This window comes from Mesorhizobium sp. M2A.F.Ca.ET.067.02.1.1, assembly GCF_004023285.1.
In the GTDB taxonomy this organism is placed as follows: Bacteria; Pseudomonadota; Alphaproteobacteria; order Rhizobiales; family Rhizobiaceae; genus Mesorhizobium.
In genome coordinates this window covers 1-7,830 of sequence record NZ_RZSB01000241.1, presented here as the reverse complement: position 1 = coordinate 7,830, position 7,830 = coordinate 1, and the positions used below count along the sequence as shown (strand labels likewise).

Below are 7,830 nucleotides of genomic sequence, written 5' to 3'. Positions count from 1 at the left end.
TGATGATGCTGACGACTCCCTTCGGGAAGCCGGCCTTCTCGAACAGCCTGCCGAAGAAGAGCGCCGAGACCGACGAGAATTCCGAAGGCTTCCATACGACGGTATTGCCCGCGGCCAGCGCCGGCGCCAGCTTCCAGGTCGCCAGCATCAGCGGCGAGTTCCACGGCGTGATCGCCGCCACGACGCCCAGAGGCTCGAGCTTGGTGTAGTTGAAAACGCCGGGCTTATCGATCGGGATGACGCGTCCCTCGATCTTGTCGGCCAGCCCGCCGAAGAAGCGGAACCATTGCGGGATGTATTTGCATTGCATCCGCATTTCGTTGATGAGCTTGCCGTTGTCCCGCGTCTCCAGAACGGCGAGATTTTCCGCCTCCTCGGCGACGAGGTCGGCAAAGCGCGCCATGATCTGGCCGCGCGCGCTCGCCGTCATCGACCGCCATTCCCCCCGGAAGGCTTGTGACGCGGCCTCCACGGCCGCATCGACATCGGCAACGCCGGCGCGCGGAACAAGCGCCCAGGCCTTGCCGGTGAAGGGATCGAAGGACTCGAAATACTCGCCCGACGCCGCGGCGGCCCAACGGCCGCCGATCAGCATGGCAAGCTTGTCCTCGGCGAGCGGCGGACGCTGGATCATGCGCCCATTTCCTGCAGGGCCTCGCGGGCATTGCGGAAGGCGTCGACGCCGGCTGGCACGCCGGCATAGATGGCTACCTGCAGCAGCACCTCGCGAATTTCGTCCTTGGTGACGCCGTTGCGGATCGCGCCCTTGACGTGCATCTTCAATTCATGCGGCCGGTTGAGCGAAGCGAGCATCGCAAGGTTCAGCATGCTGCGCGTCTTGCGGTCGAGCGTCTCGCGGCCCCATACGGCGCCCCAGCAATATTCGGTCACCAGCTCCTGCATCGGCCGGTTGAAATCGTCGGCGCTGGCGAAAGATTTCTCCACAAACTCGGCTCCGAGCACCGCCTTGCGGATTTCGAAGCCCTTGTCGAACATGTCCTTACCCATCGGGTTATTCCTTTCTGCTTAGGAGGAATCAGAGGCCGGGTGTCGGCCGGTATTTGCGACCGCGCGCCAGCACGTGGCCAAGCGAGCCGTCGGTGAGGTAGATCTGGGTGGCCTTGGAATCGTACTGCACGCTTTCCTGGCCGGGATAGCCGAGCAGCTCGCGCACGCGCGGGTTCATGTAGTAGGTGCAAATCGCGATCGTCGTGACGGCAGAGAAGGCGGCGCCGTCGTCCTTGTTGAGCCTTTCGAGATGCGCTTCCGCGCTCAATGCGGGATCGGCGTCGAGCGCACGATAAAATCCTTCCTTGAGATCGACGCGAAAATCGAGCGCCTGTTCGGCATCGGCGAAGCTGCAGACGGAACCGAACGCCGGCATTGTGCCGTGGGCCGGGATGAGGAAGTCCGCAAGAGCGAGGAAAGTCTTGTCTTTGCTCATCTCAGGCGACCTTCTGGTTGCGACGTTCCGCAATCATGCGACGCGTGTTGCGCAACGCCACCGCCATGATCGTCGCAGTCGGGTTTGTCGCCCCCGAGGTCGGGAAGGTCGAGGCGTCCATGATGTAGAGATTGGGCACGTCATGGCAGGCACCCCACTGGTCAACCACCGAGCGCTTGGGGTCGTCGCCCATGACGGTCGTGCCGATCAGGTGCCAGCCGGACTCGCGCACCGGCGTGGAAACGAGCGTCTCGATGGCGCCGGCGGCGCGCACCGATTCCAGGCAGCGGTCGATGTTGAACTGGAGTAGGCGGTTCGAGTTCTCGTTGACCTTGTAGATGATCTGCGGCGCCGGCAGGCCGTCGGAGTCGACGAGATCCTTCGACAGTACCACCTGGTTCTCCTCTTCCGGCAGGTCCTCGCCGACAATGCCCCAGATCAGCGAATGACCGAAGCGGCGGACGACATTCTCGTGCAGGTTGGCGCCCCAGAAATCCTGGAAGCGGCCTTCCTCGGCGACATAGACCTTGGAGCCGATGGCGCCCGACACGCCGACCGGGCCGCCGGACGGCATGCAGTTCCATTTCGATCCGCGCACGAAGCCGCGCCGCTCGTCGGTCTCGTAGAATTCGAGCGAATAGACCTGCTGCCCGAACGGGCCGCGCCAGGAGTCCAGCGGATCCGCGTAGGAGGCAAGGATGCTGGCGAAGGGATGCATCATCAACCGTTTGCCGACCATGCCCGAAGAGTTGCCCAGCCCGTCCGGGTGCTTCGCCCCGCCCGACATCAGCAGCAGCCGCGGCGTGCCGACGCCATTGGCGCAGAGGATGACGACCTTGGCGCGCTGGCGCCGGTCGCGGCCATTGGCGTCGACATAGACGACGCCGGTGGCGAGCCCCTGCTCGTTGGTCTCGACCTCCTTGACGCGGGCACGCGTGACAAGCCGGGCGCCGGCCTTCAGCGCAAGCGGCCAGTGCGAACGGTCGGTGGTCGACTTCGCGCCTTCGGGGCAGCCAGTGAGACAGGTGCCGCGCCGCACGCAGGCGTTCAACTCGCCGAATTTTTCGGACGGTATCGCATTGCTGCCCGGCCACCAGTGCCAGCCCATGCGCTCCATGCCGAGCGCGCCGCGCAGACCGACGGAGCCGATCGGCAGCGCCGGGAAAGGATATGGTCCCCGTGGCGGAAATGCCGGGTCGCCGGCAAGGCCAGACACGCCGACCTCGCGCTCGATCTCGAGCTGGTAGGGCAGCAGATCCTCATAAGAGAAAGGCCAGTCCTCGGCCACGCCGTCGAGCGAGCGGACGCGGAAATCGGAGGGCAGGAAATGCATCCACTGCGCGCCGTAGAGCGTAGCGCTGCCGCCGACGCCGGCGAACATCAGCGGGTTTATGTCGGTGGTCGAGGTGTCGACCGGATAGTCGTTCGGGTTGTCGCGCACATTGGGGTTGGGGTGCCAGAGCTTGGTGCTGACGAGCTCGTGCTCGGGCCGCGCGCCGGTGTAGTCGTTGTATTCGGGCCATTCGCCCTGCTCCAGCACGACGACCGAGTGGCCAGCTCGCGCGAGATGAAGCGCCGCGACCGAGCCGGAAGGTCCGGCGCCGACGATGGCGACATCCACTTCCTCGTCGCGCCGTACGCGGGCGCCGCGTTCGCTCAGGCTCTCGACATTCATTTGCTACCTCCCTCGGTGGCTGGCGACCGGCTCATGCGAGCCTTGTGCGGTAGAAAGCAGCCGCGCCTATGATGATAATGCCCTTGATGATGAGCTGCATCTCGATCGGGAAGCCCAGCAAGAGCACCAGATTGTTGATGACGACCAGGACCGCGACGCCAAGCAAAGCGGCAAAGATGTTGCCGCGTCCGCCGGTGAGCGCCACGCCGCCCATGACCGCCGCGACGACCGAGTCGAGTTCGTAGCCCTGGCCGACCCAGTTGGAGACCGTCCCGACATAGCCGAGCAGGAACAGGCCTCCGATGCCGGCGCAGACCGAGCAGATGACGTAGCAGAAGATGATGACGCGATCGGGCGCGACACCGTTGAGGAACGCGGCCTTGGGATTGCTGCCCACCATGAATATTTCGCGCCCGAGACGTGAGCGGTGCAGCACGATGCCGAAGACGATAGCCAGCAGCGCCAGGGTGATGAGGTTGACCGGGATGCCAAGGATGCGGCCCGAGGCCAGAAAGCCCATGCCCGGCGGCAGCGTGCTGATCGGCGCGCCGCCCGTATAGGCAAAACGGACGCCCTGCAGGATGATCATCATGGCCAGCGTGGCAAGGAACGGGCTGACGTTGCGCTTGGCGACCAGCCAGCCGTTGACGAGGCCGACGACGGCGGAGAAGGCGATCGCCGCCATGAAGATCAGAGGGATCGCGTCATTGGTCGTCGCCTTGAAGGCGGTTGCAAGCACGGCCACCGTCGCCATCAGCGAGGCCACCGACAGGTCAAGCCCGCGCACCAGGATGACGAAGGTCTGACCGACCACCACCATGCCGAGCGGGGCCGCGATGGTGAGCACGTTAACCAGGTTGGCCGGCTGCAGGAAAGTGGGCGAGAGCGCTGCCGCGACCAGCAGCAGCGCGAGGAGGAAGACGATCAATCCATAGCGCTCGAAAACCGAGGCGACGGACATGCCTCGCGACCGGGGCAGCGGTGTCTCCAGCGGCGCCATCACTGCCTCCGCCTCGTGGTGTAGATGCTGACGGCGATGATGATGATCAGGCCCTGGATTACCCACTGGTAATAGGAAGACACGTTGAGGAAGTTCAGCAAATTGTTGAGCATCGTCACCAGGAGCACGCCGAGCAGCGTGCCGAGGACGCCGCCGCGCCCGCCGGCGAGAATGGTGCCGCCGACCACCACCGGCGTGATCGATTGCAGCGTCAAGGCGGTGCCGATGCGCGGATCGCCGACACCGGTGCGGGCGGTCAGGAAGATCGCCGCCAGCCCGGCGCACAGGCCGGACAGCGCATAGGCCATCACCACGATGCGGTTCACCGGCAGGCCGTTTAGCCGCGCTGCCTCGCGGTCGCCGCCGACGAAGTAGATGCTGCGGCCCGAGCGTGAGCGCTGAAGCCAGAGGCCGGCAAGCGCGAAGATCACGACCAGGACGATCGCCGTCACCGGGATGCCCCACAGCTTCGCGTAGGAGAAGTCGGCCAGGCCGCGCGGGACTGACCCGCCCGGCTCCTTGTTGTACATCAGCGTGCCGCCGAAGATGATCGACGACATCCCGAGCGTGACGATCAGCGGGTGGACGCGCAGCACGATGGTGAGAAGCCCGTTGAGTGCGCCGATCGCCGTCGCGGCGATCAGGGCGAGCGGCAGGGCCAGCCAGAACAGGTCCGGCCGCCATTCGAGGAAATGCGCGATGAAGACGGTCGAGGCGCTGACGAGCGAGCCGACCGCAAGGTCGATGCCGCCGAGTAGCACCACGAATGTCTGGCCAAGGCTGACCATGCCCAGCACGACGAGCTGCTGGAACAGGTTGCCGAAGTTGCGCCAGGTGAGGAACCGATCTGACAGGAAGCCGCCAGCCACAACGAGCAGGATGAGCAACGCCACAACGATCACATAGGACAATGAAAGCCGGTTGCGGCGAAATTCGGCAACGACGGCGCTCATGCGACCTGCTCCAGCCGCGCCTTGCCCTCGCGCCGGACGACCGAGCGCACGGCGAGATCCATGATCGTCTCTTCGGTGGCGGACGCGCCGTCGATCTCGCCCGCGCCATGGCCCTGCGACATCACGAAGATGCGGTCCGACAGGCCGATGATCTCCGGCAGCTCGGAGCTGATCATGAGAATGCCCACGCCCTGCTCTGCCAAATTGCGCACGATGCGGTAGATTTCGACCTTGGCGCCGATGTCGACGCCGCGCGTCGGCTCGTCGAGGATGAGCAGCTTGCGGGCGATGCGCGACCAGCGGCCGAAAAGCACCTTCTGCTGGTTGCCGCCGGAAAGATTGCCGACCTTGACCTCCGGCGAAGGCGCGGCGACGGCGAAGTTGCGCATCTGCTCGAGAGCGATGTCGCGTTCGCCACGCCGGTCGATCAGGCCTCGTCTGGTGACGCCGGCCAGATCGGGCGCCATGACATTCGCCGAGATCGGCAGGCCGAGGAAGAGCCCCTCATCCTTGCGGTTCTCGGTCAGAAAGCCGACGCCGTTGCGGATCGCCTCGCGCGGCATGCGCCGGTCTAGCGGCTTGCCCTCGAATTCGATCGTGCCGCCATCGAGGTCGCGCGTGCCGAAGATGACCTCCGCCACTTCGGTGCGGCCCGAGCCGACCATGCCGGCGATGCCGACGACCTCGCCTGGCCTGACGGAGAGGCTGACATCGCGCACGCGGTGGCCGGCTCGAAGGTTGCTGACCTTGAGGATGTCCGGCCCGCTGGCTGGCGCCTTGCGGCGTGCCGGATAGATCTGCTCGAGGCGGCGTCCGACCATCTTGGTGATCATCTCGTCGCGTGTCAGGTCGCCGACGGGACCAGTCCCCGCCACTTGTCCATCCTTCAGGATCGTTACGCGGTCGGCGATCTCGAAGATCTCTTCCAGGCGGTGCGAGACATAGACGATGCCGACGCCTTTGCCTTTCAGCCGCCGCATGTTGTCGAACAGGAGATCGACCTCGTGGCCGGAGATCACGGCCGTCGGCTCGTCGAGCACGAGGAGCCTCACCTCCCCGACCAGCGCCTTGGCGATCTCGACCATCTGCTGGTCGGCAAGCGGCAATTCGTCGATCTTGGCATGGGTAGAGATCTTCACGCCGAGCTGCGACAGGATCTCGGCTGCCCGCGCATGGCGGGCGCGGCTGGAGATCAGGCCCAGGCCGCTGCGCGGCTGCGCGTCGACCAGGATGTTCTCGGCGACCGAAAGCTCGGGAAACAGAGCGAGTTCCTGATGGATGACGTGGATACCCGCCGCGCGCGCCTGCTTGGGCGACTGCCAGGAAACCGGCTTGCCGAGATAGGTCATGCTGCCGCCATTCGGCTTGATGGCGCCGCCCATGACGCGGATGAGCGTTGATTTTCCCGCGCCGTTTTCGCCGAGAAGAGCATGGATCTCGCCAGGACGAACGGCAAAGTTCACCTTGTCCAGGGGTTTTACGCCCGGATACTCCTTCTCGATGCGACTGAGCTCGATGACGGGAGTGACCATTTATCCGATGCTCGAAATTCCGGTTACGCAAGGGTGTGCGTCCAAAGGAACGCACACCCTGTCAGGCTGGGAGGCTTACTTCGGATAATCGGGCTTGAACGTGCTCGGATTGTACCCCGCCGGCAAGCCATTGCTCGGCGACAGGTCGCCCGGGTCGCTCATGCTGACATGGTCGAGAAGGTGGCGGTCACCCTTGACCGAAACCGTGTCGGCTCCGGGCGAGGTCACCACATTGAAACTGACCTCGACCTTTTCCGGAACCGGTATGCCCTTCATGACATCGAGCACGGTCTCGACACCGGTGATACCCATCGAAGTCGGATAGTCGATACCGACCATCTTGATGTTGTGCTGGGAGGCCAGCTGATACATCAAGGCGATGTCGCCGCCGGTCATCGGCGGAATTTCACCGTCCTTGTAGCCGGCCGCGAGGAAGGCCTGGATGGCGCCCGAGCCCTGCAACGCGCTGTCGGCCAGCACGCCGTTGATCTCCTTGCCGTGCTTCTGGATGAGTGCGGCCATCACCGATTTGCCGGTCGCGGGATTCCAGTCGCAATACTGCTTCTCCAGCACCTTGATGCCGGGGAACTTGCCGAACACCTCTTCATTCGCCTTGATGCGGATTTCGGCGACGCTCGAGCCGGCAATACCGGGCAGCATGACGATGTTGCCCTTACCGCCAAGCGTTTCGCACAGCCACAGGGCTTCGAGGCGACCGAGCGCCCAGTCCGAAGCGGTGATGTAGGTGATGTAGTTGCTTGCCGTCTTGACCTTGCGGTCGACCATGATGACGGGAATTCCCTGCTCCATGGCGCGGCCGACGACGGAGTCCAACGCGTCTTCCGTGGCGGCGGCGATCAGCAAGACATCGACGCCCTGGCTGATCAGGTCCTGGATATCGGCGATCTGCTTCGAGGGATCGTCATTGGCGTCGGTCGCCAGAAGATGCGTGATCTCGTCGCGATGCTGGCCGGCCGCCCAGAACACGCCGTGCTGGAACGCCACGCGCCAGGCATTCGATATCGAGGCGTTGGAGAAGCCGATCGTATAGGGACCTTCCTTTTTCCACTTCGAGGTGTCGACCATGGAGTTGGCGTTCGGATTCCAGATCCAGGTCCGCGGCACGCCGTAATAGCCGGGCTTGGTTTCCTCCGCCGCGGCGGGCGCGGTCGCGCCGAGCCCCAGGGTCGAGACGGCGCCGGCAGCCGCCAGAGCGGCGGGCGCCT

8 protein-coding genes are annotated in these 7,830 nt (G+C 64.7%); all 8 read right to left on the bottom strand.

Features of this window, described 5'->3' with window-relative positions; translation table 11 throughout:
• On the bottom strand, window positions 1-634 hold a 634-nt coding region (locus EOA28_RS17630; protein ID WP_245501544.1), incomplete at its 3' end, for an aldehyde dehydrogenase family protein.
• Entirely contained in the window at window positions 631-1,008 is a 378-nt protein-coding gene (locus EOA28_RS17625; protein WP_127253356.1) for a carboxymuconolactone decarboxylase family protein, read from the bottom strand. The genes EOA28_RS17625 and EOA28_RS17630, both read right to left, overlap by 4 nt.
• Before the next feature lie 28 nt (window positions 1,009-1,036).
• Complete coding sequence (locus EOA28_RS17620) at window positions 1,037-1,444, bottom strand: hypothetical protein (RefSeq protein WP_127253358.1); 408 nt, start codon at window positions 1,442-1,444, stop codon at window positions 1,037-1,039.
• 1 nt (window position 1,445) lies between these two features.
• Window positions 1,446-3,119, bottom strand: coding sequence for a GMC family oxidoreductase (locus EOA28_RS17615; RefSeq protein ID WP_128315092.1), 1,674 nt, complete (start codon window positions 3,117-3,119; stop codon window positions 1,446-1,448).
• A 31-nt stretch (window positions 3,120-3,150) separates the two neighbouring features.
• On the bottom strand, window positions 3,151-4,119 hold the full coding sequence (locus tag EOA28_RS17610; protein WP_127253360.1) for an ABC transporter permease: 969 nt from the start codon (window positions 4,117-4,119) through the stop codon (window positions 3,151-3,153).
• Window positions 4,119-5,072, bottom strand: coding sequence for an ABC transporter permease (locus tag EOA28_RS17605; RefSeq protein ID WP_127253361.1), 954 nt, complete (start codon window positions 5,070-5,072; stop codon window positions 4,119-4,121). The genes EOA28_RS17610 and EOA28_RS17605 overlap by 1 nt, the downstream gene beginning before the upstream one ends.
• Entirely contained in the window at window positions 5,069-6,604 is a 1,536-nt protein-coding gene (locus EOA28_RS17600; protein WP_127253362.1) for a sugar ABC transporter ATP-binding protein, read from the bottom strand. The genes EOA28_RS17605 and EOA28_RS17600 overlap by 4 nt, the downstream gene beginning before the upstream one ends.
• 75 nt (window positions 6,605-6,679) lie before the next feature.
• On the bottom strand, window positions 6,680-7,830 hold a 1,151-nt coding region (locus EOA28_RS17595), incomplete at its 5' end, for a substrate-binding domain-containing protein (protein WP_128315091.1).